Genomic DNA, 26,077 nt, shown 5'->3' with positions numbered 1-26,077 from the left:
TTACGCATGACGAGACGCTGGGCGCGCGCTACGGGCGGCGGTTCGGGCTGGTGTCGGCGCGCTTGTCGGAGTGGGGTTGAGCGGCACTGAATGCATGCTTCAGAGGCGCTAAACCTTCGTCTGATTGACAGGCACCGCTTTTTCATCGCGGGCTTTTATATTCTCGACAACGGCTTTCCGCAATTTCCACCAGACACCAAGGACCAAAATAGTGATTAGCGGATGCCCTGCCAGCCACAGAGGATTGAGCAGGCTCAGGATCAGCGGGCGATTGCGCCATTTCTGCACCTTTTTGATAACGTACTCATCGTCGTAGCCCCAATCGGGCATTGACATGCCCAAGGTTGCGAGATTCAGCAGCGTATTGAGCGCGAACGCTCCGCATACAACTCCCAGAGCCTCCCCATCAAAGGCGTCCAGCTCATGTTCTGCAGCATCGATCACGGCGGCTAGTCCTGGATATTCGCTGGTATCCAGGCCAATTTCGGTCCATGCGTAGGACATGGCAAGCCAGATGGATTGGCGGTTCATGCTTCGCAAAACTCCAGCAGCCACAGCGCGTGGCTTCTGATTTCTCCTTCAGTGGTCTCGGCTAATTCGGCAATCACGCGCGCGGCCTCCGGGCCAAACAGCGCCGGGATTTCCAGCAAGGCCGCGGAGAAGCCGTCATTGTCATGGCCTTCATCGAAGCCTCTCTGGTACGCCTTAAGGAGTTGCGGCAGGGCGGCAGGCCCAGCGAGCGCCGCGAGGGGCCATGCCGCCGCTTCGCGCACAAAAAAATCATCGCTTTCCAGCAGTGGCAGCAGCTGTGGAATGTCTTCCGGCGCCGCGCGGGCATAAAGCTTTGAGGCCGCTTCCACGCAGGTGGGCACATCAGGGTTGCTGAGGCCTGACACGATTTCATTCCAGTCATTGAGGTTCATGGGGTACCTGACGTGGGAGCGGAACTGTTGGTCGGGGTTTTGCCGGAGTCGCCGGTTCAGCGACCGCTTGCGCTCATTCTGCCTTCACCCCAAGCCAGTTGTGGGCGCGCAGAATGCCGTTCGCTGTAGCCATGACTTCAAGCCAGACAGGTGATTCAAGCATCTCGGAGAGCTGATCGGGAAGCCGCGATACCCGCACATCGTAGAACTGGTTGAAGTCCGCCAACACCTCAAGCTCGTGCGGTGAAAATTCGGCGTCAAATTTTGCGTCACCCGGATGGTAGAAGTCGTCAAACCATTGGTTGACCAGTTCTGTCGCCACATTGATCAGTGCTGCCTTTTCTTGATACTCAAGTTGCTGCGACGGCGCTGCGATCAACTGCAGCGTATTGATGATGTTGGCGCGATGAGGTCCCATAAAGATCAAGTATTTCAGTTCGCCAGATTAAAGGTGACTGGCTGATTTTTTTGCGCTCGCGTGGATCAGCCCATTAAATTGTCGCCGGCGATCATTCATTCGCGCTCCCTGCGCAAAACCCCGCCCTGAAGAATTCAATCAATGGGAGGCCTGGCGATACGCCCGGCTCGAAACACTCACCGAATTCCCGTCCGGGTCCTTGGCATTGGCGAATGAATAGCCGTTGGCCTCATGGACGGCGCCGAACTTGAGGCCCCGCTCCGCTGCTTCGGCCACAAAGGCCACGACGTCTTTCACATGGAACACCAGCTTCACACCCGCCTGTCCAAGCTTCACGGATTTGGCGGCCTGGTGGATCAGTATCCCGGCGCCGCTTGCAGGGGCGCGCAGCTCGATCAGGCCCTCGCTGACTTCACCGGTCGTGGTGAAACCGAAATGGCGGGCGTAGAAGCCAGCGGACTTTTTCATGTCGCGTGCATAGAGGATGACGGTGCCCAGGGGTGTTTGCATATGAAGTGTTGCTTGCCCACGGTTTGGGTTTTGACGTGGAATGTTAGTCGAACCCCGGCGCACACCATGCGCAAGCGCCGGGATATCTTTGTCCCACGCGGTGTGCAGGCCGCTGATGGCGCGGGGCGTATGTGTCATGCTTTGAGCGCGGCCATGGCGTGACCTGTACGCAACAAAAGAGATTACAGGCCATTACGCCGCGGATTACACCGCCGGCACGGCGCATCGGCCTCCGCACGTTTGATCGCATGGCCCTCCAGGGATTTCCTGAAGCCGTCGCCACCCCGGCCAGGCCGGCGCGCGGGGTATGCCGATACATGAAGCGCCGCGCTAAACATTTCGTTTGCTTCACCTCTGCGCTGCGCCGCGCCTGTGCCGCGCTCCCCTGATCAGGGGGTGGCGCGGTGACGCACTTGGTGCAAGTGTGAGGCCATGCCGCCTCTCTCACGCCGACACCCTTCACCCAAGCCGCGTCACGGGACTTGCCCCGGGTTGCGCTTGCTTGCGTGATCAACTTCGAACCAGGTGCGATATGCCGGGACATGCGCCATTGCCGCAACTCACCGACAGGCAGCGGGCGATTTTTTTTGAACTCCTCAAAGGCCGTTCAAGCAAGGAGGTGGCCCGCGCGCTGCACATCAGCCCGGCCACGGTCGCCAAACACCGTGAACACATCTATGCCAGGCTGGACGTGAACCGCGTGAGCGAGCTCGCCCGCTATGCAGGCGGCGACAGCGAACGCGTCCTGACTTGCAGGGAGCAGGAGATCGTTCACCTGTTGCAGCGGGGCTGGACCAGCGCCCGGATCGCGCGGCACCTGGGCCTGAGCACCTATACCGTTCAAACGCACCGCCAGCACATACGCGGCAAACGGCCGCCTTGAACACGCGCCCAAAGATACGCTGTTTTAAGTATTTCTCCCGCGCGGTGCGCTGCCTAGCATTCATAGCGTTGCATCAATACCTGATGAAACCGGGCTTGCCGAAAAACGTTAAAGAGTAGGCATTCGGGGAGAAACCAAGATGATGAAAAAAGTTTTGCCGGTGCTGCTGGCCGCGCTGCTCTGCGGGCCGGCCATGGCGGCCCAGGAAGTGGTGTTCAAGCCGGGCTGGGACCAGGGCGACAACAACGACCTGAACTACCCCGGCGGCGCGCGCCCCTATACCAAAAAGCAGGTCGAGACGTTTCTGAAGGGCAGGAAGGATTCCGGCGTCACCGACACCGACACGGGCATCAATGTCCTGCGTGCCTGCAACCACATCGAGATCCAGAAAGGTTGCCACCTGGACCGCGACGGCAGGCATGTGACGATTTATGCCAAGGGCAGCCATCCCAAGAACCAGCTACTGGCCTGCGAGAAAGTCAACCAGGGCCACGCCGTCCACGTCTACGGGTGCTGATCCCCGCCGCGGCCGCTTTCATCCAGTTCAGTTTTTCACATCAACTTTCAGCACAAGGGGTAACCATCATGGGCCAGTCAACCGACATCAAGGACAAGGAAGCCAACGACGCCAAATTCCGCGAGTACATGAACGCGCGGCGCCAGGACGGCGACAAGATCCAGAAAGAGCTGGTCGTCAAGCTCAAGGAGCAGATCAACACCTACTACAAGGAGACCAAGTTCGACCACAGCCCCTACCTGGCCAACGAATACCAGGAGTTCCAGAACACCAGCAAATGGTCCCTGGAGAACATCAACAAAATCATAGGCGCCGTCGCCAAGGTGCTGCTCGGCGAGAGCAAGGACTCGAAAGACGTCAAGGGGGCCGAGCCCAAGGTGGTCGCCAAGATCGGCGAAGGCGCGGCGGCCCTGGTGGCCAACCAGCAACTGGTTGTCGCCAGGGTGTTTGACGCCGTCGCGTCCATCCTGGGCACCTTCGACGTGGTCTCTGAAACCAAGCGTGTGGCCAAGCAGGAGCACTTTCCCGTGCTGGCCGGCCTGCACCTGTTCCTGAGCGTTTCCAACGAAACCTTCAAGTCGACGGAGTTCTTCACCAGCGAGTACATCAACCAGCTCAACATCTGTTACGAGGTGCATTTTTCCGAAGGAGAGGCCGCGCGGGCCGGCCTCATCGACAGCGCCACGCAGTACTTCGACCAGATCGTGGTGTTCAACAACCGCCTGAAGGAGCTCAACGTGCAGCTGGCGGCCTCCAAAACCGCCGACGAGTTCACCAAGCTCGAGAGCTTCATCGCCAATTTCGAAAGAAGGCGCGACGCGGCCCAGGAGCAGCTCGACAAGATCAACAAGGCGCGCAGTTCGCTCAAGGCGATGGCCTTGAATACGGGTGTGGAAACGGCCGCGCCACGGCTGCGGGGCCCAGCGCCCGCGCTCCATGCGCCGAACGCGAACCTGCTGCGCGCGCAGGCAGGCAACTGGCCGGACGCACCGCTTCTGTAGCACTGAGCCCTTTAACGCAAAAAGCCGGGGCCGCGCTCGCGCAAGCGCCCGGCCCCGCTTTTGCGTACCAAATTCCCTCTGCGAAATCGGGCGGAGCGCTGACCTTTGTAGCGCCTTCGTCCTACAGGTAAAAGCAGGCAGCGCCCTAGCATGGACACACCAGCAAAGGAAAGCCATCGCCGTGATGTGTATCGCAAAAACGGTGGCGATTCGCTGATGTGACGAAGGCCTGATGGCGTGATCGCCCGTGTGATCAAGGCATTTGCTCTTCAAGCACTTTCATCCACTTACTGAAGGAGATCGAAATGATTGGAATCAAAAAAGGCGCAATCTGCGCAGCCGCCATCGCACTGGCCGCCCTCACGGGTTGCGCCGGCATGTCGACCCAGGACCGTAACACCGCCATCGGCGCGGGCGTGGGCGGTGTGGCCGGCGGCGTATTGACCGGCGGTAGCACCCTCGGTGTTGTGGGCGGCGCCGCTGTCGGCGGCGTGATCGGCAACCAGGTCAGCAAGCCAAAACAATAAGCCTTGACCAGCCCGCGCCCCGGCCCGTTCGCGCGCCGGGGCGCGGTGTTGTCAGGCAGTGGTTGATGCGGCTTTGCGTGCCGGTGCCAGCGGGCGCTGCATGAAGTGGCTGTCGGCGGCCAGTTGCACCGTGCGGCTCAGCAGTTCCATGTCGCCCAGTCGCGTCAGCACCTGGTAGGCCAGCGCCGCCAGCTCTGAAATATGGGTGGCCAGCCGCGCGTCTTCCGCGTCAAAGGTCTTGGCGCTTTGCGAAATGATCCACACCGTGCCCGCGACACGCCCGTCGACGTGGAAGGGCACCAGCAACACCTCCCGCATGGGCGGGTCGATTTGCGCGGCGGTTTTATAGGCCTTTGCCGGGTTGACCATCAGCGTGAGCGTGTCTGTCTCCAGCACAGATCCGCATGGGCTTTCGCTGTGCGGCACCACACTCCCCAGGTATTTTTCAAACAGTCCCACCGCCGCCTGCCACAGCAGTATCCGGTTGCCGTCGTCGCGCCCGGACAGGCTCACACCGGCCGAATCCGCGCCCGTCAGCCGTTGGACCGCATGCGACAGGGTGGTCAGCACGGAGGTGGGGCTTTCCCTTAGCGCCTTGATGACTTCGGTGGTGGCTTCTACCTCGGCTTTGTAGTCGGGCGCCCGCGAGGGCCGCTCGTTCAGCAAATGGTTGGCAATGACCTGCTGGATGGCCGGCGGGATGCCGGCCATGTCGATGGCGAAGGGTTGCGGTTGCATGGGGCGCCTCTTTGGGTGTCCAGCAGCCAGAACAACTCTGGAGCGACGGCGTCAATGGCGCAGCTGATGGGTGGAGCGATTATGCGCCCCACCGTGCGCCTTCAGCTCAGGCCGCCTGCGGCAGGTAGCTGGGCCGCGCCGCCGTCAGGCCGGCCTTGACCTGCTGGGTCAGCTCGTCGGCCAGTACTTCATCGGCGCCGGCTTCCAGCCCGTCCAGCGCGGGCTTGACGATGTCCTCGGGGCTGGTCTTGGGCACGTCGAAGTCGCGGATCAGGTCGGTATCGACATAACCCATGTGCAGGCCCAGCACCTGCGTCTTCTGCGCCGCCAGTTCATGGCGCAATGAATTCGTCAGCGACCAGGCCGCCGACTTGCTGGCCGCATAGGCCGCCAGTTCCCCGCCGTTCACCCACGACACGATGGACAGCACATTCAGCAGCCCGCCGCCGCCGTTGGCCTTGAGCACCGGCGCGAAGGCCTTGCTCATGCGCAGCACGCCGTAGAAGTTGGTCTCCAGCATGCGGCGGCTGGTGTCTTCGCTGTCGGCAGCCAGGAAACCGCCGGGCTGGCCGACGCCGGCATTGTTGATGACCAGCGTGACGTCCGAAGCCAGCGCCGCGGCGGCAGCCACTTCTTCCGGCTTGGTCACGTCCAGCTTCAGGGCCTGCACGCCCGGCAGCTTGACGCTGGCGGGATCGCGCGCGCCGGCATACACCTTGCGCGCGCCGCGGGCCAGCAGCTCACGCGCGAACGCCTGGCCAATGCCGCGATTGGCGCCGGTGACGAGGACAACAGCATCTTTGATCTTCATAAACACACTCCAGGTAAAAGTTAAGGGGTTAAGGGATTAGGGACACACAGGTTCAGCGGATTGCCGGGTTTTGCCTTTTCGCATGACGGTCATCATATTTAAGGACGAGCAAAAAACAAAGGAAATTCATGGCCAAAGGGGATTCAGGCGGCGAGTGTGGGCACAAGCTGCTTCACCGCAGCCTCGCACAGGCTGTCGGCCAGCGCGGCGTCATCCACCGCGCGCGCCAGCAGCAGGGTGCCCACCATGGTCGAGAGCGTCACCAGCGCCCGTTCATGCGCGCCGGGCTGGCCCCAGTCCGGCGACTGGCGGGCCACCAGGTCAATCATTTCCTTGACGTGGCGGGTGGTCGCGCGGCGCACCTCGGGCGCCTGGCGCGGCGTCTCGGAGCCCAGCGCCACCAGCGGGCAGCCCATCTCGGCGCTCTCCACATGCTCGCGCGAAAGGTAGCCGCCGATCAGGGCGGCCAAAGCCTGTTCCGGCGGCACGGCGGCCACACCGCCGGCCACCCGCGCGGCCGACTCGCTGCAGGCCCGCGTCGCCGCTTCCGCCAGCATGGCCTCGCGCGACTCAAAGTGGGCGTAGAAAGCGCCATGCGTCAGCCCGGCCTCTTTCATGATGTCGGCCACACCCGTGCCGCCATAGCCGCTGCGGCGTATCGCCCGCGCGGCGACAGACACGATGCGGTCGTGGGAGGCCTCTTTGGCGGCGGTTCTTGCGTTGGATTGTGGGTTTCGCATGACGATCATCATACATTTTTTGGCAAAAGCATGCATGGGCGGGGTTTTAGGGCGCGAAGCCCGTCTTCAATCTGCGCAAATCTGCGAAATCTGTGGATCAAGATTTCATCCGCAGATTACGCAGATGGACGCAGATTAAAAGCGGGGAGCGGTCCACTGAGGTCTTCGGAAACCCCAGTACTCACCAAAACTTCATGTGGCTAAATAATCGTTTTTGGGTAAAAATCAAAATTTGTAATCAAAATTAAACCTCCAAAACCCACTAAAGCCCACCGAACGCATTTCTAATCATTTTTGAGCATCTCTAGTAGCCGCAGCATGATGAACGATTTCGACCCATATCCCTTCCCCGACGACCCGATCGGGGCGGCCTGGCTGGCCGGTGAATTTGACGTCCGCCCGCTGGCGCGTCTTCCCGTCATGAGCCAGATCGGCCACAGGCGCGCAACCCGGGTAGATGGCGGCTTCCGCCTGGAAACCTTCCCCGAAAGAATGCGTCCCCCTGCGGAATTTGCAGGCCACTTGTATTTCCATCTGCGTCATGAAGTGCCGCACCTGGAATTCATGGCCAGGCTTTTTAAGGTGACCGGTCCAGCCCCGTTACAGACGTGGGTCTTGCGAGAGCCCACCGGGATGTATGCACGCCGTGCCGCTTTTTTCTATGAGTGGCTCACCGGCGAAGAGCTGCAGGTCCCGGAGAACCTGGGGGGCAACTATGTCGATGCGATCGACGACAAGAGTCTGCTGGCCGCATCCCCCGGCAAGGCGGTGAAAGTGGCCCGGTGGCGAGTCAATGACAACTTGCCGGGCACGCGGTTTTTTTGCCCCATCGTGGTCAAGACGGATGCGGTCAATACCGCCGCGGAATTGGACATCCCCGCACTCTTCGGGGCGCTCTCCGCGGAGTTCGGCGAAGAACTGCTGTTGCGCGCCGCAGCCTGGATGACCTTGCGTGAAAGCAAAGCCAGCTTCAGCATTGAAGGGGAGGCTGACCGGGCCACCCGGATCCAGCGCTTTGCCGATGTCATGGCCAGGCGCACCGGCCAGGGCCCGCTTCCGCTCAGCGATGCCGCCCTGGCGGAACTGCAGCAGGAAATCCTCGGCCCCATGACCACAGTGGCGCGGGCCGGCGTGCGCCAGTCACCCGTCTTTGTGGGCGAGACAGTCCGGTACCAGGAGGTGGTGCACTACGTGGCGCCGCCCGTGGTGGACCTGCAGGACATGCTGAACGGCCTGCAGACTTTTCTGAATCGCTCCCAGGGGCAATCGCCGGTCCTGCGCAGCGCGGTGGCGGCATTTGCCTTCGTCTACATCCACCCCATGGCCGACGGCAACGGCCGCGTCCATCGTTTTCTGGTCAACGATGTGTTGCGCCGTGACGGCGCCGTCCCGGACCCGGTGATCCTGCCCGTATCGGCGGTCATCACTTCGGATGCGGGCGAGCGGCGCGCCTATGACCAGATTCTCGACAGTGTGTCGCGCCCCTTGATGACGGCCATCCGCGACCAGGTGGAGTTTGCCAGGGTGCAGACGACCTATCCCGATGGCGTGACCTCCAACTTCGTTTTTGAAGCCCACGACCTGGCGCGGCCCACCTGGCGCTATCCCGACCTGGGGCCGCATGTGGTGTACCTGTCGAAAGTGATCGCCCGCACGCTCACAGAACAGATGCGCGAGGAGTCGAAATACCTGCGCAGCCACCAGCGTGCACGGGCCGCCATCAAGGAAGTCGTCGAGATGCCCGACCACCAGGCCGACCGGCTTCTGCGGTCGATGGAACAGAACCAGGACCAGCTGAGCCATGTATTGGCCAAGGAAATGCCGGTGCTGGCCCAGGCGGGCGTGTGGGAAGCCATTGTGGGCGCCGTCAGGCAGGCCTTCAATGCAGATGGGGCGGTGAAGAATGACGTGGTCGACCGGTACAGGCCGGCCGGCGGCTCTATGTAATGCCGTCCCGGCCGCACTCCGCCGAACGCCTGTCACCTACAAGCCGTGCGGCCTGCGACCGACAAAGCCCCGTGGGCGCACTCGAGCAGACTTTGGAACCAGCACACAAACCGGGGCCTTGTCGATGCCAGAGAACCACAAACAAATTCTGCAAAACGCCAACGCGGCCATCCTGCAAGGCGATTACGAAGGCTTCCTGGTGTTCTGCACCGAGGACACCGAGTGGACCTTCGTCGGCGACAGGACGCTCAAAGGCAAACAAGCCGTCCGCGACTGGATGGCGGCCGAATACCAGGAGCCGCCGAAGTTTGAGGTCCATCACCTGATCGCCGAGAACGACTTTGTCGCGGCGCTCGGCGAGATCACCTTGAAGGACGAAGCGGGCAAGGCCACCCGCCATGACTACTGCGACGTCTGGCGCTTTCGGGACGGGAAGATGGCCGGGCTGCAGGCTTTTGTCATTTAGGCTGGGCAGGACGGCTGACAGCCGCGGCAAGAACACCGACAGGCCTGCGCCAAAGGCTGTTTCCAGCCCATTACAAGGGCAAGCCCCTCTTTCGGCCAATGCAGTAGTATGGGCTTCCCCCATCCGCCAGGTGGTTCCTTTCCCGGGTTTCCCGCAACCACCGCACAGGCCAGTTCCATGCCCCCTCCCAACATCGTCGAACCGCAGGACGCGGGCGACGAGGTACGCGCGCTGTCCCTTGATAGCGGCCCGGCCCCCAAAATACTGGTGGTCGACGACAACCCCGACGCCGCCGACGCTTTGGGGGCGCTGGTGCAGGAGTTCGGCCACGAGGTGCTGGTCGCCTACGGCCCCGTCGAAGCCCTGGCCGCGGCGCCCGGCTTTGGGCCGGACATCGCGATCCTCGATATCGGCCTGCAGGTCATGGACGGTTATGAACTCGCCGGCGAACTGCGCAAGCGCATGGGGTCGCAAGCACCGGCCATGATTGCGCTTTCAGGGTATGGGCAGGAGAGTGACCGCAAGCGGTCTGCGGAAGCGGCGTTCTCCGCGCATCTGGTCAAGCCGGTGGATCTGGATGCGTTGTTTGCGAGTATTGCGGGGGCTCGGGTGGTGGGCCACTGATTGGCTTGGTGTTTGGGTACGGGCGATGTAGCCAGTTGTTGACCCAATACGCCCAAGTTACCCTGCCCGCCATGTACTGGCCAATGAGGTGCCGGCAATCTGATCGGCCAACGAAAGGATGGCGTGTTTGAACTCACGCTGCAGTCGACTCGGAGCAAGGACGCGGCGCTCATAATGATGCCGCCGCTAAGGCGGTAATTTGTACCCGTTATAACGTGCTAAATGGTATGACTACAAACTCATTTCGCATCGCATTTTCATTGGCCCAGAACGATTCCGCAGTTATTGAACTTCTGGAATCTGCGCTGCCTTATAAGTACGTGAGAAGCGGACAAGATCTCATCGCCACCCGAGTCGCGGATTCACCCCCTACTGCTTTTGTTGTCCGATCCCGTGAAGTATTAAATGTAGATTCACCCACTCTTGCACAAGACATTTTTTCCAATACAAAAGCTGTTTTACAAGACGAAGCGCGTGAGTATGTGGCTCTGCCAAGTCACATAACACTCTTCTCTGATTTCGGGTATTTAAGCGAGTTGTATGAGTTGCAGGTGCGATTTTTTCTTGAATCTGAATCGAAGCGTTTGGAATTTATTCGAACAAAACTGGTGCCTTGGTTGGAAGCCAATGGAGTCCAACGCGTATATGCATTGACGAGTAGTGTGGAAATCCAAAAGCGCATTTCTTTGGGTAAGGTGTTGTTCTATTTAAAGAAACTCTCACTATCGGAGGCTGCTAAACGCGTAAATGACACGGTCAGAGGTCCACTCCCCGATTTGCAAGCACCGCTCCAACTCGTGGATGCCTTATTGGTGCTAGGGTCGACTGCAGTCGCACTTCCTTTCTCTAGGTTCGACTCAAAACTGCTTGTGGTGAAGTCCCAGCATTGGTTTTTTCCTCACCAGATGAGAGAAAACGCTTTAGAAATCTGGTTTCCTTCTCATTCACCTCTGTCAAGCACCGGTGTTTCCATGCCTCCAAAGCTCGCGTGGCAAAAAAAGGTTGTGGATGCCTATATTGACTTCGCTATTGCATGCTCAAACAGGTTATGGGATTACGCGACTGATCCGGGGAATTTTCTAGAAGACGGCGAATTTGATGAGGAAGCGATGTTGATGTGTGCAGCCAACGTCAATTTGATCGTTGCGGACGTGCTTGCATTGGTGCAAACGAGTAACCCCTATGTAAGGCGGCACACATTCTTTGCATTCTTGGACAAGGTTGCGAATCTGAGCTTGCTTATGGACGGGGGTCAGCCGCAGAAAAATTTATCTCGAAGTGAGGCAGTAATTCGAAACTGGCTTTTTGGTGGGGGGCACTTTAACGCGGCGATTAACTTGATTAAAAAACAATCAAGCGTTCTTAGCCCCGCGCTTAGCAAGTACCTTGAGAAATGGGGAGGGGAGTTTTTTAAAGGCTGGATTACACATCTAACTGCTGCGGCGCTTAAGGGGGAGGGAACTGAGGCGATGTCAACAGACACAGTAAAAAGGCTGAGTGAGATGTGGCGAAATATCGGGCACGGTGTATATGGCGGAAAAGGACGGTTTGAAGATATGGTGCTTCGCTCAAGTCTGGATATGCCCATCGGTGTTGAGGTGTTTGCTGTCTTCACCCTGATGGCGATGTGTTGCTCTCCTAAAGATTTTTTCGCTGCGGTTAGTTCTCAGAAAAATCAAACTTGATCTACGCGATATATGTTGGTCGCTATGCCGCATATCTCAGGAGTGGTCGGGTGTCAAGAAATGGGGTGTTATTTTCTTCTCCACAGCGAACCGAACTGAAATTGGTCATAGGGATTGATCTTCTCTTGCAGAAGATGCGCTTCAAGACCTTGCAGGGCATGTTCGTAAAGAGTGGCGAAGAATATCCCAGGTAACACCAATTCCCAAGGTCCATAGATCGAAGAACCATAGAACGGCTCCTTACTTGTGCCTGACCAGTCGGTCCCATATCCTGGTTCACGGAACTCGTGTAGGAGATTGTTTCGGTATGTGTAGAGCAGGTGGACATACTGCGCTTCTTTTAGATGAATGTGTTCACTCGTGGTTGCAAAAGAGATTAACTCCGGGAGTTTTGGTGATTGAGACAGAGGGTTGGGCATTCCTCGATTCCATGTATCGAGGCGGCGCGAAGTTTCACGATAGAGTCGATATCGGTAACGCTTGGCCTCACGCAAGCGCAATTGCAGCTGCGGCAGGCTAACGTTATCTGCATCCGACCACTTTGCAAGTTCGCGTATTAGGCGGACAAAGCGGTCGCGATGACTGCCAACGGTGCCATACGCTGCTCGGGCCAGCGGATCGAATGCCGCCGCGTAAAGCACCTTCCGATGAAATGGCATTACTACTTTCGCGATGGAAGCTGCCTGTTCACGAAAGTGGGACAGGAAGAGCTCGATTTCAAAGCGATACGCAGCCATGCTGAAGCCTAACGGTTGGGCGCAAACGCTGAAAGTGACGCGCAAAAGATATTGTGTTGCGCGTCGCTTGACGGATATAAGTCCCGTTCATGTTTGGGGATGAGCCGGATCGTTATTACTCTCCCGCACTACAGACCACAGAGGTCCTGGTAATAGTCTTCGTACCTGGGCTGCGAAGTCGGATCGATATTCCGATGACGTGAATCGAAATGTGACTGTGTGTCCATCCCGATCCCAGTCTTGGTCTTTTGTGCCACCCCATGGAATCCGATTGTTGCCACTCCGTTGTGAATACTGCGACAGTGCGCGCAAGCAGTTAATCACAGCAAGATCTTCAGACTTAATGGTTATGCTGAATTTGTAAGTTGCGTGACTCATACGGATGTCTCTCGAAACCTCACGCTTGAGTTAGTCGATGTAACTCGTTGTGAAGCCTCGGCTTCATCTCAAAGAATCCGGTTAAACCAAAGCAGCGACAAACTCGCCGACACCAGCGCCAGCGCGGCCGCCACCAGCGCCAGCAGGCCGGAGATCTCGGTTTCTTTTTTCTCAATCGCCAGCCGCGAACTCAGCGTCTCATAAACCTTCTTCAAGTCCGCCGCAGTGCCCGCATAGAAGTACTCGGCCTGCGTGGTGCGGGCGATGCCTTTCAGGGTCTCTTCGTCGAGCTTGACGCGCATGGACCAGCCTTCAAAGCCTATCGTTTCGCCGTCCACCGTGCCGACGCCCACGGTGTAGACGCGCACGCCGCGGTCAGCGGCGGCTTTGGCGGCGTCCAGGGAATCGACGCCTGTGGTGCGCTGGCCGTCGGTCAGCAGGATGATGGCGCCTGAGGTGTAGGAGCCCGGGGCGACAGGCACGAACTCTTTCTTCGCGCCCTTGTCGGGGTTCAGGGCCTGGTCTATGGAGGTGCCGCGGGGTTTCTCGCGGCCGTATTGCATGGAGGCCAGGTCAATGCCGGCGTCGGGGAACAGTTCGGCCAGCGAGACGACGATGCCGTTGCCGATGGCGGTGCCGCGTTGCAGCTGGAACTTGTCGATGGCGACGACCAGGTCTTCGCGGCTCAGGGTGGGTTGCTGCACGACGGAAGCCGTGCCGGCGAAGGCGACGATGCCTACGCGCACATTGCGCGGCAGATCCGTGAGGAAAGCCTTGGCGGCGTTCTGGGCGGCGACCAGGCGATTCGGTAACACGTCGGCGGCGCGCATGCTGCCTGAGACGTCCATGGCCAGGATGATGGTTTCGCGTTGCGACGGCAGGCTGATGACGGCGAAGGGGCGGGAGGCCGCGATCAGCATGGCGGCGATGGACAGCAAAAACAATATGGGCGGCACATGGCGGCGGAAGCCCTGGCCGCGGCCCATGGCTTCGCGCACGATGGACAGGCTGGCGTAACGCAGCGCCATTTTTTTCTTGCGGCGCAGCAGCCAGATGTAGATGAGCACCAGCAGCGGAATGGCCAGCAGCAGCCATAAAAATTCCGGCCACAGGAAAGTCGGCAAGGGCAGTTTGGACATGAAGGAGCTGAGCCAGGCGGGGGAGTTCATGGGGAGGTTTCCTTGGCGGCCTCAGGCGGCGTGCTTCAGGTGGGCCGGTAAAGCGCCACCGGAGGCGCGGCTGCGGCGCTTGCGCAGTTCGGTGAAACGCATGATGGCGTCGACCAGGTTGTCGTCGGTGGAGAGTTCGAGCGTGTCGACGCCGGCGCGCGCCAGCGATTGCCGCAGGTCGGCCTCGCGCTGGGCGGCGATGGCGGCAAAGCGTTTGCGGAAGCCGGCGTCGTGGGTGTCGACCAGCAACTGCTCGCCGGTTTCGACGTCGCGTATCGGGATCAGGCCCAGGTCGGGCAGGTCCAGCTCCAGCGGGTCGAGCAGGCGCACGGCGACGACTTCGTGGCGGCGGGCGAGCTGGCCCAGGGGCTTTTCCCAGCCGGGTTCGCTGATGAAGTCGGACACCACAAACACGGTGGAGCGCCGGCGCACCAGGTTGGCGGCGGATTCAAGCAGCTCGTGCAGGCGGGTGGGGCCCAGCGTGGTGGCCTCGGGCCTGGACTGCAGGGTGTGCAGCAAATGCAGCACATGGTGGCGCCCGCCGCGCGCGGGGAGGACGGCGTCGACGCCGGAGCCGTAGAGCATGGCGCCCACGCGGTTGCCGTGGCGCGTCAGCATGCGGGCCAGCACGGCGACGAAGTCGGCCGAGACATTGCGCTTGCGCTGCTCGCTGGAGCCGAAGTCCATGGAGGGGCTCAAGTCCAGCAGGAACCAGGCGCTCATTTCGCGGTCTTCGGTGAAGACGCGCACGTGGGGTATTTCAAGCCGGGCGGTGACGTTCCAGTCGATGTGGCGCACGTCGTCATGGTGCTGGTATTCACGCAGGTCGGCCAGGTCCATGCCGGTGCCGCGCAGCAGCGTGCGGTAATCGCCCTGCAGCAGGCCGTCGAGGCGGCGCAGCACGGTCCACTCGAGGCGCTTGAGCAGCTGCTCCGCGCTTGCCCCTGATGAGGCGGGTTTGGTTGTGGATTCAGGCGGCGAGGTTTTCATGTCAGCGACGGATTTGAGGGCGCTTCATGCAAGCCGGGGCCGCGGAACCGGCTTTGCCGGGCCGCAGGCGCAGCGGCCCCCTCGGGGGGGCAGCGACCCGCGAAGCGGCGGAGCGTGGGGGCTCATTTCTAGGCGGCGAGTTTTTCATGCTCGAGTGGTTTTGCGGGAGGTGGAACCTTGGCCATGATCTTGGCGATCAAGCCGTCGGCCGTCAGCCCTTCCGACAGCGCCTCATACGACAGCACCAGTCGGTGGCGCAGCACGTCGGGCACCAGGTCGCTCATGTCTTCGGGCAGGGCGTAACTGCGGCCGCGCAGCATGGCCAGGGCGCGCGCGCCTTCGGTCAGGTTGATGGTGGCGCGCGGGCTGGCGCCGAAGGTGATGAAGCGCTGCAAATCCTTCAGGCCGTGCTTGACGGGCGTGCGTGTGGCCGAGACCAGGCGCACCGCGTATTGCACGAGTGACGGGTCGACGTAGATGCGCCGGCACTCGGCCTGCAGCGCGGCCAGCTGCTCGGTGGTGGCGACGGCGCTCACGGCGACGGCCGGGCCGGTGACGCGCTGCACGATGACGAACTCTTCCTCGTCGGTCGGGTAGTCGACCAGCACCTTCATCATGAAGCGGTCGACCTGGGCCTCGGGCAGCGGGTAGGTGCCTTCGGTTTCAATCGGGTTCTGCGTGGCCATGACCAGGAAGGGCTCGGGCACCTTGTGGGTGACGCCGGCAATCGTCACCTGGCGCTCCTGCATCACTTCCAGCAGCGCGCTTTGCACCTTGGCGGGCGCGCGGTTGATTTCATCGGCCAGCAGCAGGTTGGTGAAGACCGGGCCCAGCGAGGTGGTGAACTCGCCGGTTTTCTGGTTGTAGATGCGGGTGCCGACCAGGTCGGCCGGCACCAGGTCGGGCGTGAACTGGATGCGCTTGAAGTTGCCCTGCACGGTGTTGGCCAGGGTCTTGATGGTCAGCGTCTTGGCCAGGCCCGGCACGCCTTCGACCAGCAAATGGCCCTGGGCCAGGATGGCGACCATGACGCGCTCAAGGAAGCGGTCCTGCCCGACGACCACACGCTTGACCTCGTAGAGGATCTGCTCCATGAGCTGGGCGGTGTCGTGGTTGGCGTTCTGGGGCGAGGTGGTCTGGTCCATGCGGTGAAGTCCTTTGGGGGAGGTCGAAAGGTGTTGGAAGGCGGGTTCAGAACGGCGGCATGCCGGCGGCCGAGGCGGCGTTTTCAATCGGCACCGCAAAGCCTATGCCGACAAAGCTGCGCTGCTGGTTGGGGTTGAAGATGGCGGTGACGATGCCGATGACCTCGCCGTCCATGGTGACCAGCGGGCCGCCGGAGTTGCCGGGGTTGGCGGCGGCGTCGAACTGGATCAGGTTGCTCATCATCTGCTTGCCTTCGGGCGAGCGGAAGTTGCGCTTGAGGCCGGAGATCACGCCCTGCGAGGCCGAGGGGCCTATACCGAAGGGGTAGCCCACGGCCATGACCTGGTCGCCGGGGGCCAGGTCGGCGGTGGAGCGCATGGTGGCGGCGATCAGGTCGTCGGGGATTTTGTGGGCCTGCAACACGGCGAGGTCGTTTTCAGGCTGCACGCCGGTGATGCTGGCGGTGGATTCGAGCCCGTCGGCAAAGGTGACCTTGATGGTCTGGGCGCCCTGCACCACATGCAGGTTGGTCAGGATGATGCCCTTGTCGACGATGACGACGCCGGTGCCCACGCTGGTGTGCTCCTTGTCGTCCTTGCCGTCCTTGTCTTTGCCCGTGCCGGTGATGCGCACGACCGAGGGAATGATGGTGTCGTAAGCCCGGGTGCCGGGCGAGGGCAGCACCGTGGTCTCCAGCGTTTTCAGCACGGCGGCGTTGATGTCTTCCTGCGTGAGCTTGCGCGCGGGGTTGCGCAGCGGCGAGGAGAAACTGATGGCCAGCAACAGCGCCAGCAGGCCGACCACGGACCAGAGCAGGTAGAGCTGGTGGCGCGCCACGCGGGTGGCGAGGCGGGACAGCCGGGGGAAGCGGGAAGGTGGGGTGTCGCCTGCAATGGCGGCCTGTTCAGGCGTTTGCGGTGTCTCCGCATCACCCGCGCCCGGCGCCGGACGGTTTGAACTGCTGTAAAGGGCTGGCCTGCGCATCCGTTCACCTTTGAGGTTTAAGTCAAAACCGGGCTGGTACCGGGGGCTGGAACGCCGTTCCAAACCCCGGATTCACAGCTGCACCGTATCACGATTTGTGCATCCATGCACGGGATTTGGGTATGCGTGTGAGGGGGCTTTGTAAACCCTCGTTGCGGCGGGTGGGGCCGAGGTAACCCCGGTTTGGTGCATGCTGGTTTTTAACTCCCTCTCCCTCCGGGAGAGGGTGGGGTGAGGGCTAGCGGCGGTAGATACGCCTCCCTTTTGTGCACGGGCCGCACCCCCTCACCCCCGCCCTCTCCCAGAGGGAGAGGGAGCAAGACCTTAGCGCCCGGGCCCGTCCGCAGGCCTGCGCAGCAAAGTCAGCGCCAGCGCCGCCGACGCCAGCATCAGGAACAGGCTCACCGCGTTCAGCACCGGCGTGGCGCCTTCGCGCATGCGGCCGTACATCATGACGGTGAGCGGCGCGTCGGAGCCGACCAGCATCAGCGTGGTGTTGAAGTTCTCGAAGGACATCAGGAACGAGATCGCGGCGGCGCCGACCAGCGCGGGTTTCAGGTAGGGCAGGGTGATGGTGCCGAAGACCGCTACGCGCGAGGCGCCCAGGTTGTAGGCGGCTTCTTCCAGGGTGATGTCAAAACGTTTCAGGCGCGCGGTGATGATCAGCGTGGCGATGGAGACGATGTAGGAAAACTGGCCTATCACCACCAGCGGCAGGCCGGGGCGCAGGAAGTCGAGCTCCAGGCCCCAGGCGTCGTCGGCAAACTGCGCGAGCCGGCTGGCGAAGGCCAGGACCGAGATGCCCAAAATCACGCCCGGGATCACCAGCGGCGCCAGCATCAGCATCGACAGCGCCTGCTTGCCGGGGAAGCGGGCGCGCTCGATCAAAAACGCATTGGTGGTGCCGACCAGCACCGCCAGCAGCGTGACCCAGGCGGCCACCACCACGCTGGTCCAGAGGCTGGCCAGCATGGGCCCGTCGGAAAAGAGGCCCGTGCGCCCGGCCCGGCTGCCGAAAAACCAGTCCAGGGTGAAGCCGCGCCAGGGCGGCGCCGGGTAGGGCGCGTCGTTGAAGGCGAACACGGCGACCACCACCAGCGGCAAAAACAGGAAGGCGAAAAACGCCAACGCGTAGACGACCGTGCCGGCGCGCAGCCAGGCGGGGCGGGGCAGGGAGGCGATCATCTAAAACTCCCCTTGACTCTTCGCCAGTGACGGCGCGGAACCGGCTTTGCCGGGCCGCAGCGGTCGCCCCCTGCAAGGGGGGAGGGAGCTACACGCAGTGAGAGCCAACGGGGGTGCGTCATGTCTTCCTCATCACTTCGCCGAACTTCTGGCCTGTAAGTTTCAACCCTAGCCAGACGATGGCCGTGGACAAACCCAGCAGCAAAAATCCAAAGGCCGCACCCTGTTCCCAGTTGAAGCGCGTGATGAACTGGGTGTAGATCTGCTCGGTGAACCACAGCGAATTTTTGCCGCCCAGCAGGGTGGGCGTGAGGTAGTTGCCCAGGGTCAGCATGAAGACCACGATGCAGCCGGCCAGGATGCCGGGCGCGGCGTGCGGGATGACGATCTGGCGCAGGATGGACGGGCCGTTGCCGCCCAGGTCGTAGGCGGCTTCGATCAGCGTGTCGTCCAGGCTTTCGAGCGCGCTGATCAGCGGCACCACCATAAAAAGCATGGAGGTGTAGACCAGGCCGACCAGGATGGTGGCGTCGCGGTAGAGCAGCTCCACGGGCGCATCGGTGATGCCCAGCCGCACCAGCACGGCGGGCAGCACGCCGGATTCGCGCAGCAGAATCATCCAGCCCAGGGTGCGCACGGTTTCGCTGACCCAGAAGGGGATCAAACACATCACCAGCAGCAGCGACTTGGCGCGCCCGCGCACCAGCTTGGCGATGGTCCAGGCAATCGGGAAGGCCAGCAGCAGCGTGATGCCGGTGGCCAGGATGGACATCAGCGCCGTGCGCACAAAGGTGTGCCAGTACAAAGGCTCTTCGATGAAGGTGCGGTACTGCGCGAAGCTGGGCGCGTACTGGCGCGGCGCGATGCGTTCGCGCAGCGAGAGCACGGCCAGGTCTATGTGCGGCAGCACGATCAGGCCGACCAGCCAGATGAGCGCGGGCGCCAGCAGCAGGAAGAGGATCAGCCGGGCCTGGGCCGGCGCGGAGCCGCCGGGGGTGGGCAGTGCGGCGGCGGCTTGCATGCCTGCGCCTCAGCCCTTGCCGAAGCAGACGGCCTGCCCGGGGTCGAAGCTGAAGGCGACCGTTTCGCCTATGCGCAGGTCGGCGAATCGGCCGGTCTGCGGCAGCGCGATGCGGAACTCGGTGCGGCTGGCGGTCTCACGCAGCAGCACGGCCGAGTTGGCGCCGTCAAACAGCAGGCTCTCCACCTGGCCGGCGTAGACCGTGTGGTTGGCCGGCAGCTCGGTGGCGTCGCGCGCCAGGCTGATGGCTTCGGGCCGCACAAAGGCCTGAACCGCCTGGTTGGCTTGCAGCCGGCCGGCGGCGCGCGCGCGCAGGGCCAAGCCTTCGCCGGTGGTCAAGGCCACCACGCTGCCGGCTTCGGCGCCCGCGCCGGCGGTGCTGCCGGCGAGCTTGTTGTTGGCGCCCACAAAGCCCGCGACAAAGGGCGTTTGCGGCTGGTAGTACAGCTCTTGCGGCGTGCCCAGCTGCTCAAAGCCGCCGGCGTTCATCACGGCCACGTGGTCGGACAGCACCAGCGCCTCGGACTGGTCGTGCGTGATGTAGACAAAGGTGGTGCCGAAGGCGGCCTGCAACTGCTTGAGCTCGACCTTCATGTGCTCGCGCAGCTTCAGGTCGAGCGCGCCCAAAGGTTCGTCGAGCAGCAGCAGCGTGGGTTCCAGCACCAGGCTGCGCGCGATGGCCACGCGCTGGCGCTGGCCGCCGGAGAGCTGGTCGACGCGCTTGTCCTGCATGCCGGGCAGGCTCACGCGTTCGAGCATGGCGCCGACCTTGGCGGCGATGTCGCTGCGCGAGAGGCCGCGCCGCGCCAGGCCGTAGCCGACGTTTTCGCCGACCGACATCATGGGGAACAGCGCCAGGTGCTGGAACACCATGTTGACCGGCCGCTGGTTGGGCGGCACGCCGTTCATGGGCTTGCCGCCTATGTGGATCTGGCCCGCGTCGGGCGACAGGAAGCCGGCGATCATGCGCAGCAGCGTGGTCTTGCCGCAGCCCGAGGGGCCGAGGATGGAGAAAAAGCTGCCGCGCTCCACCGTGAAGGACAGGTCCTTCACGGCGGGCTGGCCGGCGTAGGTTTTACCGACGTGCTCGGCTTGCAGGTCTGCGTGCACCGTGGGCGCGGCGGTGGCGTTTACTGCGCTGCTTTAATGCGGTCGAGCACGCGGCCTTCGATGTCCTCGATACCGGCTGGGACGGCCGGATACCACTTCACGTTCTTGAGGGCGGCTTCGGGGAAGCTGGCGGCGAACTGGGCCTTGAGTTTGGGGTCGGCCAGCTGGTCGGCGCCCTTGGAGGCGGTGAAGTTGCCGGCCGAGCCCGCGACCTTGGCGGCGATTTCAGGGCGCATGTTGAAGTTGATCCAGGCGTAGGCGGCGGCATCGTTGCGGCCCTTGGCGGGGATGGCGAAGGTGTCTATCCAGCCGAGCGCGCCGGACTTGGGCGCGACGAACTGGATCTCGGGTTTTTCGGCATTGAGCTTCCAGCCGCCGGTGTCCCACATCATGGCGCCCACGACTTCGCCGGCGCGCATGCCGTTGAGCAGCTGGTCCTTGTTGTCCCAGTAGAACTTGATGTTGCTCTTGCAGGCGACCATGGTCTTGCCGACTTCGTCCATCAGCGCGCCGTAGGCTTTCGGGTCCTTGTAGAGCGCAAACGGGTCCTTGCCGGAAGCGAAGGCGAAGGCCAGCAGGGTGGGGCGTTTCAGGCGCACGGCGGTCTTGCCCTTGACGTCGGCCTTGCAGAGGTCGGGGTAGTCCGTCATCTTGGCCAGCTTGGTGTTGACGACCAGGCCGTCGGTGCCCCAGATGTGCGGCAGGCCGTAGACCTTGCCGTCCAGCGTGGTGTTCTTTTTGGTGGCCTCCAGCATGGAGGGAATGAAGAGCTCGGACTTGATCTTGCTGAGGTCCATGGGCTTGTAGATGCCGAATTCCTGCTGCGGGCCGGTGATGCGGTCCTGTGAGGGCTGGGCCAGGTCGAAGCCGGCACCGCCCGTGGCGCGCAGCTTGGAGATCATTTCCTCGTTGTTCGAGAGCGTCAGTTCGACGTCGATGCCGGTTTCCTTCTTGAACTGCGCCACGACGTCGGCCGGCACGTAGTCGGCCCAGGTGATCAGGCGCAGCTTCTGGTCTTGCGCCCATGCGGCGCCGCTCAGGCTGGAAGCAACAAGGCCGGCGCCGAGAATCTGGCTCATCAGGCGGGATAATTTCATTTGGCTTTCCTTGGGTTGTCAGTTGGAACAAGGGTGACGAAACAGGAGATCACTTGAAAAGACCGGAAACCTGAAGAGTCAGGCGGTCCGCCGAAAAAGCATAGCGTGTCCCGATTTCATTTCTGTGTCAACATCTGCGGCGACACGGGCAAGCCCCGCATTCCTTGCCGCCGCCTGCTCTTCATGGCTTCTTTCTTCTTACCGCACCACTTCAGCGCATGAGCTCCTGGATAGACACGCATTGCCACCTCGACGCCGGGGAACTGGCCGCCGACGTGGGCGCGGTGCGCGAGCGCGCGGCCGCGAACGGCGTGGCGCATTGCGTGATCCCGGCGGTGGGCGTCTTCAACTTCGAGGCGGTGCGGCTGCTGGCGCACCGGTTTTCGGACAGCTACGGGCTGGGCATACACCCGCTGTGCGTGCCGCAGGCCAATGACGCCGACCTTGCCGCGCTGGACGCGGAACTGACGCTCAGGCGGGACGACCCGCGGCTGGTGGCGGTCGGTGAAATCGGCCTCGATTATTTTGTACCCGCGCTCACGCAAAGCCCGATGCGTGAACGCCAGGAATATTTTTACCGCGAGCAGCTCAAGCTGGCGCGCAAGCACGGCCTGCCGGTGATCCTGCATGTGCGGCGCTCGGCGGACAAGCTGCTCAAGCACCTGCGCGAGCTGGCGCCCGAAGGCGGCTGGCACGGCATAGGCCATGCCTTCAACGGCAGCGAGCAGCAGGCGGCCGAATTCCTCAAGCTCGGTTTCAAGCTGGGCTTTGGCGGCGCCGTGACCTTTGAGCCGGCGCTGCAGTTGCGGCGCCTGGCCACGGAGTTGCCGCTGGACGCGCTGGTGATGGAAACCGATTCGCCCGACATCCCGCCGCACTGGATTTACACCACGGCCGCCGAACGCGAAGCCGGCAAGCCGCAGGGCCGCAACGAGCCGGGCGAGCTGCCGCGCATCGCGCAGCAGGTGGCGGACTTGCGCGGCATCAGCGTGGACGCGCTGGCCGCCGCGACCACGGCCAATGCGCGGCAGGCGCTGCCCAAACTCGGGGCGCTGTTCGCATGAAAGTTGAGCCACTGACCGGGCTGGCGCCGCTGGTCGCCGGCAACACGCGCCTGTTGATCCTGGGCAGTTTCCCGGGCGCGGCCTCGCTGGCGGCGCAGCAGTATTACGGCCACCCGCAAAACCATTTCTGGAAAATCCTCAAGGCGCTGTGGCCGCCCGGCCCCGCCGACGCGGGGCCTGAGGGCTACAAGGCGCGCAGCGAATGGCTGCTGTCCAAAGGCCTGGGCCTGTGGGACGTGTACGCGGCCTGTGAGCGCGAGGGCAGCCTGGACAGCGCGATCCGCAACGCGGAGGTCAACGACCTGGCCGGCCTGCGGCGCCTGTGCCCGGCGCTGGAAGCGGTGGCCCACAACGGCGGCGAAAGTTACAAGCATTCAAAGCACACGCTGGCGCTGGGCTTGCCGGTTTACAAGCTGCCCTCGACCAGCCCGGCGAATGCCTCCTGGCGCTTTGAGCGCAAACTCGCGGCCTGGCGCGAAGTTTTTGAAAAACACGGACTGGTTTGATGCAAAGAAAAGATACAGCGAAAGAGATGGCGAAGGAAACACCGGAATTGCCGGAAGTCAATTTCTCCGACTACGGCGACGTGCGCTTCCTGCATCTGGGCACCGAATGGGTGCAGGGCTCCATGCTGCGCGACGCGCCTTACGACATCGAGCTCGAATATGTGCAGCGCATGATGGCCGGCCTGCTGTTCATGGACGCCGCCGGCCTGCCGAAAAAACACGCGCTGCAGCTGGGCCTGGGCTCGGCGGCCCTCACGAAGTTTTGCTACAAGAAGCTGCGCATGAAGACCACGGCCATCGAGATCAACCCGCAGGTGGTCACGGCCTGCCGGCTCTGGTTCAAGCTGCCGCGCGACGACCTGCGGCTGCACGTCATCGAGGCCGACGCCGCGGCCGAAATCAAAAAACCTGAACACCACGAAACGGTGGACCTGCTCCATGTAGACCTCTACGACCATGAAGCCGCCGCACCGGTGCTGGACAGCGCCGACTTTTACGCCGACTGCCGCGCCCTGCTGGCCGAGGACGGCGTGATGACGGTGAACCTCTTCGGCCGCGACTCCAGCTACCTGCAGTCGCTGACCAAGATCGCCGAAGCTTTCGGTCCCGAGGCGGTGTGGGCCTTCACGCCGACGCGCGAAGGCAACACCGTGGTGCTGGCCCAACGCGAGCCCACGCGGCCGGAGCGCGCCGAACTCCTGCAGCAGGCCGGCGTGATCGAGTCGCGCTGGGACCTGCCGGCCAAAAAGTGGTTGCGGCTGTTCAAGCCGGCGGCCTGACGCCTTGCTTTGAAGGGCTCCAGGCCCACTAAGGATGGGGTACAGTGCCACCCATGAGCGCCGCGCCCCACCCCAAGCCCCACCGCGACCCGCACCCGAAAAAAGCCCATGGCGGCCCGCTGGACTGGCGCACGCTGGTGGAGTGGCTCAGCGAGGACGGCGTGATCAGCGCCACCGAAGCGCAGCGCACGATTGCGCGCTGCTCGCAGGTGCAGAGCGCGCAGCCGCCGCTGATACGGCTGGCCAGCGTGGGCATGACGCGCGTGGCCGACGGCAAACCCCTGGACATTGAAACCATCGCGCAGTGGCTGGCCGGCCGCGCGGGCATGGCCTACCTGCGCATAGACCCGCTCAAGGTGGACGTGGGCAAGGTGGCCGACACCATGTCGGCCGTGTATGCCGAACGCCACAAGGTGCTGCCGGTGCAGGTCACGCCGACCGAGGTGGTGATCGCCACCTCCGAGCCCTTCGTCACCGACTGGGTGCAGGAAGTCGAGCGGCAGGCCAGGCGCAGCGTGCGCCTGGTGGTGGCCAGCCCGCTGGAGATCACCAAATACACCGCCGAATTTTTCGCGCTGGCCAAATCGGTCAAGGCCGCGGTCAAGGCCGGCGGCGGCTCCGGCACGGCGAGCTTCGAGCAGCTGGTGGAGCTCAACAAAAGCAACAAGCAACTCGACGCCAACGACCAGGGCGTGGTGCAGGTGGTGGACTGGCTCTGGCAATACGCCTTCGACCAGCGCGCCAGCGACATCCACCTGGAGCCGCGCCGCGAGCAGGGCGTGATCCGCTTTCGCATCGACGGCGTGCTGCATCCTGTTTACCAGCTGCCCATGGGCGTGCACAACGCGATGACGGCGCGCATAAAGCTGCTGGGCCGCATGGACGTGGTCGAAAAGCGCCGCCCGCAGGACGGCCGCATCAAGACCCGCAACCCGCGCGGCGACGAAGTGGAAATGCGCCTGTCCACCTTGCCCACGGCCTTCGGCGAGAAGATGGTGATGCGGATTTTCGACCCGGACAGCACGGTCAAGAGCCTTGATGCGCTGGGCTTTGCGCAGCACGACGCCGAGCGCTGGGAGGCGCTGGTCAAGCGGCCGCACGGCATCATCCTGGTCACCGGGCCGACCGGATCCGGCAAGACCACCACGCTGTATTCCACGCTCAAGCGCCTGGCCACCGAAGAGGTCAACGTCAACACCATTGAAGACCCGATCGAAATGATCGAGCCGGCCTTCAACCAGACGCAGGTGCAGGCGCACCTGGATTTCGACTTTCCCGAAGGCCTGCGCGCGCTGATGCGGCAGGACCCGGACATCATCATGGTCGGCGAAATCCGCGACCTGCAGACCGCCGACATGGCGGTGCAGGCGGCGCTCACCGGCCACCTGGTCTTCAGCACGCTGCACACCAACGACGCGCCGTCGGCGGTCTCGCGCCTGATGGAGCTGGGTGTTCCTTCCTACCTGATCAACGCCACGGTGCTGGGTGTGCTGGCCCAGCGGCTGGTGCGCACCCTGTGCAGCAGCTGCCGCGTGCCCGACGAAAGCGCCTCGCGCGAAACCCTGGCCGAGCTGGTCAAGCCCTGGCAGATCAGCGGCGGCTACCGGCCCTACAAACCGGTGGGCTGCGTGGACTGCCGCATGACGGGATTCCGCGGCCGCATGGGCCTGTATGAACTGCTCACGGTCACCGAGGGTTTCAAGGAAAAGGTTTCGAAAGAACCCAACATCGACGCGCTGCGGCGCCAGGCGGTCAGCGAAGGCATGCGCCCGCTTCGGCTGGGCGGTGCGCTGAAGGTGGCCGAAGGGCTGACGACCATCGAGGAAGTTTTGGCATCGACCCCGCCCTTGTCCTGAAGCAGGCACCGGCTCTACGGGTTTTCACTGCTTTTCACGACACCTTGCCTTCATGTAAGTGAGGGGTAAGCGAAAGATCGATGAAAGGTAAGTGAAAGCCACATGTCGCCCCCGGAGGATTGAATGCACAATCCACCGATTCTTTCTTTTTAAATGTATTGAGGAGACAGCCGTGAATATCAAGAGTCAGAAAGACTTTTTCTCCGGCCTCATGTTCATGGGCGTCGGCGTGGCGTTCGCATGGGGTGCGACCACCTACAGCGTG

At 62.5% G+C, this 26,077-nt stretch carries 28 protein-coding genes and 1 pseudogene; 13 read left to right on the top strand and 16 right to left on the bottom strand.

Annotated elements, in window-relative coordinates; genetic code table 11:
• Positions 1–108: 108 nt before the first annotated feature.
• The 4 genes from ACLV8F_RS18845 to ACLV8F_RS18830 all read right to left on the bottom strand — a co-directional run bounded on the left by ACLV8F_RS18845 (position 109) and on the right by ACLV8F_RS18830 (position 1,851).
• On the bottom strand, positions 109–531 hold the full coding sequence (locus ACLV8F_RS18845; RefSeq protein WP_411885731.1) for a hypothetical protein: 423 nt from the start codon (positions 529–531) through the stop codon (positions 109–111).
• Positions 528–923: a HEAT repeat domain-containing protein gene (locus ACLV8F_RS18840; RefSeq protein WP_411885730.1), complete on the bottom strand. Its 396-nt coding sequence runs from the start codon at positions 921–923 to the stop codon at positions 528–530. The genes ACLV8F_RS18845 and ACLV8F_RS18840 overlap by 4 nt, the downstream gene beginning before the upstream one ends.
• A gap of 73 nt (positions 924–996) precedes the next feature.
• Entirely contained in the window at positions 997–1,341 is a 345-nt protein-coding gene (locus ACLV8F_RS18835) for a hypothetical protein (RefSeq protein WP_411885729.1), read from the bottom strand.
• Positions 1,342–1,479: 138 nt separating this feature from the next.
• Entirely contained in the window at positions 1,480–1,851 is a 372-nt protein-coding gene (locus tag ACLV8F_RS18830; protein WP_411885728.1) for a VOC family protein, read from the bottom strand.
• 532 nt (positions 1,852–2,383) lie between these two features.
• On the opposite strand from ACLV8F_RS18830, the gene ACLV8F_RS18825 reads away from it, so the two are divergent.
• From ACLV8F_RS18825 to ACLV8F_RS18810, 4 genes are all read left to right on the top strand, one after another.
• Positions 2,384–2,734 (top strand): response regulator transcription factor, encoded by a 351-nt coding sequence (locus ACLV8F_RS18825; protein WP_411885727.1) that lies wholly within the window; start codon positions 2,384–2,386, stop codon positions 2,732–2,734.
• Positions 2,735–2,873: 139 nt separating this feature from the next.
• Positions 2,874–3,251: a hypothetical protein gene (locus tag ACLV8F_RS18820; RefSeq protein ID WP_411885726.1), complete on the top strand. Its 378-nt coding sequence runs from the start codon at positions 2,874–2,876 to the stop codon at positions 3,249–3,251.
• Positions 3,252–3,319: 68 nt separating this feature from the next.
• A complete protein-coding gene (locus ACLV8F_RS18815) occupies positions 3,320–4,252 on the top strand; it encodes a hypothetical protein (protein WP_411885725.1) in 933 nt (310 codons plus the stop codon).
• Positions 4,253–4,557: 305 nt separating this feature from the next.
• Entirely contained in the window at positions 4,558–4,779 is a 222-nt protein-coding gene (locus ACLV8F_RS18810) for a glycine zipper 2TM domain-containing protein (protein ID WP_411885724.1), read from the top strand.
• Between the two features lie 51 nt (positions 4,780–4,830).
• Here the strand turns inward: ACLV8F_RS18810 and ACLV8F_RS18805 are convergent, their stop codons facing one another.
• From ACLV8F_RS18805 to ACLV8F_RS18795, 3 genes are all read right to left on the bottom strand, one after another.
• A complete protein-coding gene (locus ACLV8F_RS18805) occupies positions 4,831–5,517 on the bottom strand; it encodes a GAF domain-containing protein (protein ID WP_411885723.1) in 687 nt (228 codons plus the stop codon).
• Positions 5,518–5,623: 106 nt separating this feature from the next.
• Complete coding sequence (locus ACLV8F_RS18800; protein WP_411885722.1) at positions 5,624–6,328, bottom strand: SDR family oxidoreductase; 705 nt, start codon at positions 6,326–6,328, stop codon at positions 5,624–5,626.
• A 143-nt stretch (positions 6,329–6,471) separates the two neighbouring features.
• Positions 6,472–7,080: a TetR/AcrR family transcriptional regulator gene (locus ACLV8F_RS18795; protein ID WP_411885721.1), complete on the bottom strand. Its 609-nt coding sequence runs from the start codon at positions 7,078–7,080 to the stop codon at positions 6,472–6,474.
• 306 nt (positions 7,081–7,386) lie between these two features.
• On the opposite strand from ACLV8F_RS18795, the gene ACLV8F_RS18790 reads away from it, so the two are divergent.
• From ACLV8F_RS18790 to ACLV8F_RS18775, 4 genes are all read left to right on the top strand, one after another.
• Positions 7,387–9,015: a Fic family protein gene (locus ACLV8F_RS18790; RefSeq protein WP_411885720.1), complete on the top strand. Its 1,629-nt coding sequence runs from the start codon at positions 7,387–7,389 to the stop codon at positions 9,013–9,015.
• A 124-nt stretch (positions 9,016–9,139) separates the two neighbouring features.
• A complete protein-coding gene (locus ACLV8F_RS18785) occupies positions 9,140–9,481 on the top strand; it encodes a nuclear transport factor 2 family protein (RefSeq protein ID WP_411885757.1) in 342 nt (113 codons plus the stop codon).
• Positions 9,482–9,658: 177 nt separating this feature from the next.
• Positions 9,659–10,105 (top strand): response regulator, encoded by a 447-nt coding sequence (locus tag ACLV8F_RS18780; protein ID WP_411885719.1) that lies wholly within the window; start codon positions 9,659–9,661, stop codon positions 10,103–10,105.
• A 227-nt stretch (positions 10,106–10,332) separates the two neighbouring features.
• Entirely contained in the window at positions 10,333–11,790 is a 1,458-nt protein-coding gene (locus tag ACLV8F_RS18775) for a hypothetical protein (protein WP_411885718.1), read from the top strand.
• A 68-nt stretch (positions 11,791–11,858) separates the two neighbouring features.
• Here ACLV8F_RS18775 and ACLV8F_RS18770 read toward each other — a convergent pair whose 3' ends face one another.
• The 9 genes from ACLV8F_RS18770 to ACLV8F_RS18730 all read right to left on the bottom strand — a co-directional run bounded on the left by ACLV8F_RS18770 (position 11,859) and on the right by ACLV8F_RS18730 (position 21,607).
• Positions 11,859–12,527 (bottom strand): hypothetical protein, encoded by a 669-nt coding sequence (locus ACLV8F_RS18770; protein WP_411885717.1) that lies wholly within the window; start codon positions 12,525–12,527, stop codon positions 11,859–11,861.
• A gap of 446 nt (positions 12,528–12,973) precedes the next feature.
• Entirely contained in the window at positions 12,974–14,074 is a 1,101-nt protein-coding gene (locus tag ACLV8F_RS18765; protein WP_411885716.1) for a VWA domain-containing protein, read from the bottom strand.
• A gap of 21 nt (positions 14,075–14,095) precedes the next feature.
• Positions 14,096–15,064 carry a DUF58 domain-containing protein gene (locus ACLV8F_RS18760; protein WP_411885715.1) on the bottom strand — a complete coding sequence of 323 codons (969 nt, stop codon included), beginning with the start codon at positions 15,062–15,064 and terminating at the stop codon, positions 14,096–14,098.
• Positions 15,065–15,192: 128 nt separating this feature from the next.
• Entirely contained in the window at positions 15,193–16,209 is a 1,017-nt protein-coding gene (locus tag ACLV8F_RS18755) for an AAA family ATPase (RefSeq protein ID WP_411885714.1), read from the bottom strand.
• 46 nt (positions 16,210–16,255) lie between these two features.
• Positions 16,256–17,194, bottom strand: a complete 939-nt coding sequence (locus ACLV8F_RS18750; RefSeq protein ID WP_411885713.1) for a S1C family serine protease — start codon at positions 17,192–17,194, stop codon at positions 16,256–16,258.
• A 324-nt stretch (positions 17,195–17,518) separates the two neighbouring features.
• Positions 17,519–18,379, bottom strand: coding sequence for an ABC transporter permease (locus ACLV8F_RS18745; protein ID WP_411885712.1), 861 nt, complete (start codon positions 18,377–18,379; stop codon positions 17,519–17,521).
• 118 nt (positions 18,380–18,497) lie between these two features.
• A complete protein-coding gene (locus ACLV8F_RS18740; RefSeq protein WP_411885711.1) occupies positions 18,498–19,400 on the bottom strand; it encodes an ABC transporter permease in 903 nt (300 codons plus the stop codon).
• Between the two features lie 9 nt (positions 19,401–19,409).
• Positions 19,410–20,510, bottom strand: coding sequence for an ABC transporter ATP-binding protein (locus ACLV8F_RS18735; protein ID WP_411885710.1), 1,101 nt, complete (start codon positions 20,508–20,510; stop codon positions 19,410–19,412).
• 20 nt (positions 20,511–20,530) lie between these two features.
• Complete coding sequence (locus ACLV8F_RS18730) at positions 20,531–21,607, bottom strand: extracellular solute-binding protein (protein WP_411885709.1); 1,077 nt, start codon at positions 21,605–21,607, stop codon at positions 20,531–20,533.
• Positions 21,608–21,825: 218 nt separating this feature from the next.
• Here ACLV8F_RS18730 and ACLV8F_RS18725 point away from each other — a divergent pair, with 218 nt between their 5' ends.
• The 5 genes and pseudogenes from ACLV8F_RS18725 to ACLV8F_RS18705 form a co-directional block, all read left to right on the top strand.
• Complete coding sequence (locus tag ACLV8F_RS18725; protein WP_411885708.1) at positions 21,826–22,671, top strand: TatD family hydrolase; 846 nt, start codon at positions 21,826–21,828, stop codon at positions 22,669–22,671.
• Complete coding sequence (locus ACLV8F_RS18720) at positions 22,668–23,177, top strand: DNA-deoxyinosine glycosylase (protein WP_411885707.1); 510 nt, start codon at positions 22,668–22,670, stop codon at positions 23,175–23,177. Before ACLV8F_RS18725 ends, ACLV8F_RS18720 begins: the two co-directional genes overlap by 4 nt.
• Positions 23,177–23,956, top strand: coding sequence for a spermidine synthase (locus ACLV8F_RS18715; protein ID WP_411885706.1), 780 nt, complete (start codon positions 23,177–23,179; stop codon positions 23,954–23,956). Before ACLV8F_RS18720 ends, ACLV8F_RS18715 begins: the two co-directional genes overlap by 1 nt.
• Before the next feature lie 53 nt (positions 23,957–24,009).
• On the top strand, positions 24,010–25,812 hold the full coding sequence (locus ACLV8F_RS18710; protein WP_411885705.1) for a GspE/PulE family protein: 1,803 nt from the start codon (positions 24,010–24,012) through the stop codon (positions 25,810–25,812).
• A 172-nt stretch (positions 25,813–25,984) separates the two neighbouring features.
• Positions 25,985–26,077 (top strand): annotated as a pseudogene (locus ACLV8F_RS18705) (tripartite tricarboxylate transporter TctB family protein); the annotation flags it as partial.

The organism is Polaromonas sp. YR568 (genome assembly GCF_943369675.1).
In the GTDB taxonomy this organism is placed as follows: domain Bacteria; phylum Pseudomonadota; class Gammaproteobacteria; order Burkholderiales; family Burkholderiaceae_C; genus Polaromonas.
Note: the sequence above shows the minus strand (reverse complement) of the source record. Positions and strands in the feature narration are given on the sequence as shown.

What these genes read in the sequence shown, in the direction of transcription:
- ACLV8F_RS18805 (WP_411885723.1), bottom strand. Translation starts at nt 5,517, where the DNA reads ATGCAACCGCAACCCTTCGCCATCGACATGGCCGGCATCCCGCCGGCC.
- ACLV8F_RS18775 (WP_411885718.1), top strand. Translation starts at nt 10,333, where the DNA reads ATGACTACAAACTCATTTCGCATCGCATTTTCATTGGCCCAGAACGAT.
- ACLV8F_RS18780 (WP_411885719.1), top strand. Translation starts at nt 9,659, where the DNA reads ATGCCCCCTCCCAACATCGTCGAACCGCAGGACGCGGGCGACGAGGTA.
- ACLV8F_RS18750 (WP_411885713.1), bottom strand. Translation starts at nt 17,194, where the DNA reads ATGCGCAGGCCAGCCCTTTACAGCAGTTCAAACCGTCCGGCGCCGGGC.
- ACLV8F_RS18745 (WP_411885712.1), bottom strand. Translation starts at nt 18,379, where the DNA reads ATGATCGCCTCCCTGCCCCGCCCCGCCTGGCTGCGCGCCGGCACGGTC.
- ACLV8F_RS18820 (WP_411885726.1), top strand. Translation starts at nt 2,874, where the DNA reads ATGATGAAAAAAGTTTTGCCGGTGCTGCTGGCCGCGCTGCTCTGCGGG.
- ACLV8F_RS18800 (WP_411885722.1), bottom strand. Translation starts at nt 6,328, where the DNA reads ATGAAGATCAAAGATGCTGTTGTCCTCGTCACCGGCGCCAATCGCGGC.
- ACLV8F_RS18720 (WP_411885707.1), top strand. Translation starts at nt 22,668, where the DNA reads ATGAAAGTTGAGCCACTGACCGGGCTGGCGCCGCTGGTCGCCGGCAAC.
- ACLV8F_RS18765 (WP_411885716.1), bottom strand. Translation starts at nt 14,074, where the DNA reads ATGAACTCCCCCGCCTGGCTCAGCTCCTTCATGTCCAAACTGCCCTTG.
- ACLV8F_RS18825 (WP_411885727.1), top strand. Translation starts at nt 2,384, where the DNA reads ATGCCGGGACATGCGCCATTGCCGCAACTCACCGACAGGCAGCGGGCG.
- ACLV8F_RS18795 (WP_411885721.1), bottom strand. Translation starts at nt 7,080, where the DNA reads ATGATGATCGTCATGCGAAACCCACAATCCAACGCAAGAACCGCCGCC.
- ACLV8F_RS18715 (WP_411885706.1), top strand. Translation starts at nt 23,177, where the DNA reads ATGCAAAGAAAAGATACAGCGAAAGAGATGGCGAAGGAAACACCGGAA.
- ACLV8F_RS18840 (WP_411885730.1), bottom strand. Translation starts at nt 923, where the DNA reads ATGAACCTCAATGACTGGAATGAAATCGTGTCAGGCCTCAGCAACCCT.
- ACLV8F_RS18710 (WP_411885705.1), top strand. Translation starts at nt 24,010, where the DNA reads ATGAGCGCCGCGCCCCACCCCAAGCCCCACCGCGACCCGCACCCGAAA.
- ACLV8F_RS18740 (WP_411885711.1), bottom strand. Translation starts at nt 19,400, where the DNA reads ATGCAAGCCGCCGCCGCACTGCCCACCCCCGGCGGCTCCGCGCCGGCC.
- ACLV8F_RS18755 (WP_411885714.1), bottom strand. Translation starts at nt 16,209, where the DNA reads ATGGACCAGACCACCTCGCCCCAGAACGCCAACCACGACACCGCCCAG.
- ACLV8F_RS18810 (WP_411885724.1), top strand. Translation starts at nt 4,558, where the DNA reads ATGATTGGAATCAAAAAAGGCGCAATCTGCGCAGCCGCCATCGCACTG.
- ACLV8F_RS18790 (WP_411885720.1), top strand. Translation starts at nt 7,387, where the DNA reads ATGATGAACGATTTCGACCCATATCCCTTCCCCGACGACCCGATCGGG.
- ACLV8F_RS18815 (WP_411885725.1), top strand. Translation starts at nt 3,320, where the DNA reads ATGGGCCAGTCAACCGACATCAAGGACAAGGAAGCCAACGACGCCAAA.
- ACLV8F_RS18730 (WP_411885709.1), bottom strand. Translation starts at nt 21,607, where the DNA reads ATGAAATTATCCCGCCTGATGAGCCAGATTCTCGGCGCCGGCCTTGTT.
- ACLV8F_RS18845 (WP_411885731.1), bottom strand. Translation starts at nt 531, where the DNA reads ATGAACCGCCAATCCATCTGGCTTGCCATGTCCTACGCATGGACCGAA.
- ACLV8F_RS18770 (WP_411885717.1), bottom strand. Translation starts at nt 12,527, where the DNA reads ATGGCTGCGTATCGCTTTGAAATCGAGCTCTTCCTGTCCCACTTTCGT.
- ACLV8F_RS18760 (WP_411885715.1), bottom strand. Translation starts at nt 15,064, where the DNA reads ATGAAAACCTCGCCGCCTGAATCCACAACCAAACCCGCCTCATCAGGG.
- ACLV8F_RS18830 (WP_411885728.1), bottom strand. Translation starts at nt 1,851, where the DNA reads ATGCAAACACCCCTGGGCACCGTCATCCTCTATGCACGCGACATGAAA.
- ACLV8F_RS18785 (WP_411885757.1), top strand. Translation starts at nt 9,140, where the DNA reads ATGCCAGAGAACCACAAACAAATTCTGCAAAACGCCAACGCGGCCATC.
- ACLV8F_RS18835 (WP_411885729.1), bottom strand. Translation starts at nt 1,341, where the DNA reads ATGGGACCTCATCGCGCCAACATCATCAATACGCTGCAGTTGATCGCA.
- ACLV8F_RS18725 (WP_411885708.1), top strand. Translation starts at nt 21,826, where the DNA reads ATGAGCTCCTGGATAGACACGCATTGCCACCTCGACGCCGGGGAACTG.